Source organism: Betaproteobacteria bacterium (assembly GCA_016791345.1).
In the GTDB taxonomy this organism is placed as follows: domain Bacteria; phylum Pseudomonadota; class Gammaproteobacteria; order Burkholderiales; family JAEUMW01; genus JAEUMW01.
The window spans coordinates 1-1,887 of sequence record JAEUMW010000071.1 but is presented as its reverse complement, the minus strand read 5'-3'; the positions used below and the strand labels follow the sequence as shown (position 1 = coordinate 1,887).

Genomic DNA, 1,887 nt, shown 5'->3' with positions numbered 1-1,887 from the left:
CTCGTCTGACGGCGTGGCGGATTACGTGGAAGCGCGGGCGCGTCGTGGCGGCAGCGCGCACCTCGCGTGCCTCCTGGAGCGCCGCCTGACGCTGTCGCAGCGGCTATGCTATCTGCAACTGGGGATGGCGCCGGTCGAGGCGTGGCGCAAGTCTCTGCTGTGGCTGGTGCCCCTCGTTGCGCTCGCCACGGGCGTGCTTCCGGTCGCGGCCTTCGACGGCCGCTTCCTTCTGTATGTCCTGCCTTACCTTGTCCTTCACGGATGGGCGTTCGAGGAAGCGGGTCGCGGCTTCGCGCGAACTCTGAGCACGGCGCGCCTCGGCCTGGCACGGGTCGCCGGATGCCTGGTCCTGCCGTGGCGCAGAGAGGGTCAGCTCGCGCGGTCCTTGTGGACCGTAGCCATTGCCAATGTCGTCATGGCCCCGACCGGACTGCTGCTCCATGGGACCTCCACATCGGTGCTGGTGCTTGCCGCGTGGGCCGTGGCGAATGCCGGTCTGGCGGCAGCGACGCTTGCTGCCGTCCGCAAGCCCGACCTGCCGGACATTGCGCCCGCCGACTTTGCTTTGCCGTTGCCGGCGCGTCTCGCGTTCCAGGACGGCGCGCCCGTCTGCGGCGTCATCGATCACATCTCGCCGACCGGGTTCCGGTTCCACGGACGCTTTCCCGAATACGTGCGGTTCGGGGCGGAGGTCGAAGGCGAACTGCATCTGCCCGGTGGACCGCTGCCCTTCAGCGGAAGCGTCCGCTCCTTTGTCCTCGGGCGGCCAGGCACGGAGGAACGCTTCGCGAGATCCGTCGGACTGAGCTTCGACTGGGTGGGAGCGCCGCGCGATGAGGTGCTGGAGCGCGTGCTTGCGGCCTCGTCCCTGCGGGCGGGCGTGACGGCCCTCGTCGACGGCCGGCCGACGCCAGTGGAACGGATCGGGAGCGTACTGCGTGGCTCGCCGCTGCCCTCACAGCCCGAGGATTGGGCGCCGGTTTTCCTGCACCGGCCGGCGGCGCCGCGCGACCAGGCCGCTGTCGGTCTGATCGCGCTCGCAAGACAGCCGGGGGAGCGCTTAATCCTGCTGACCTTCGGCCCCGTCCCGGAATGGTCGAGGATCCACCTCACCGTGGTCCACGGGGCGACGCCGCTGTCGCTCATCGGCGCCGTCGATCATCAGCGCGTCGTCGACACGCCGATCGCACCGCTGTACGCCTATGGCTTCACGGGCGACCGGCGCGTGAGCGCGACCGTCAGGCCGCGGCGGGCACCGGCGGTGACGCGTCGTTACGCTCGATCAGCGCAGCGCTGATCGCGTCGTCCACCGTACTCAGCCAGACGAACTCGAGGGCGCTGCGCGTGTCCTCGGGGATTTCCTCGAAGTCGCGACGATTGCGCGCCGGCAGGAGCACGCGGGTTATGCCCGCCCGCTGCGCCGCCAGCACCTTTTCCTTGATGCCGCCCACCGGCAGGACGAGCCCGCGCAGGCTGATCTCGCCCGTCATCGCCGTGTCACTGCGCACCACGCGCCCGGTGAGCAGCGACGTGAGCGCCATCGTCATGGCGACACCGGCGCTCGGACCGTCCTTCGGCGTGGCGCCGGCCGGCACGTGCACGTGGACGTCGCTCTTCTCCAGGAGATCCTCGCGCAGGCCGAACGAGGCGAGGCGTGCCTTCACCAGCGACAGCGCCGTCTGCGCGCTCTCCTTCATGACGTCGCCCAGCTGCCCGGTGAGGATCAGGCGACCCGAGCCGGGCACCTTGCTCGCCTCGATGAACAGGATGTCGCCGCCGACCGGCGTCCAGGCAAGACCGGTCGCGACACCGGGCACGCCCGTGCGCATGGCGATCTCGTTCTCGAACCGACGCGGACCGAGAATCGCCGCGAGATCCTCGGGCGTC

2 protein-coding genes are annotated in these 1,887 nt (G+C 70.2%); one reads left to right on the top strand and one right to left on the bottom strand.

Going from position 1 to position 1,887, the window contains the following annotated elements; translation table 11 throughout:
* Nucleotides 1-1,297 (top strand): hypothetical protein (locus tag JNK68_02815; GenBank protein ID MBL8539284.1); only part of this gene is annotated, 1,297 nt, incomplete at its 5' end.
* Here the strand turns inward: JNK68_02815 and JNK68_02810 are convergent.
* Nucleotides 1,239-1,887 (bottom strand): endopeptidase La (locus tag JNK68_02810; GenBank protein ID MBL8539283.1); only part of this gene is annotated, 649 nt, incomplete at its 5' end. The genes JNK68_02815 and JNK68_02810 overlap by 59 nt on opposite strands.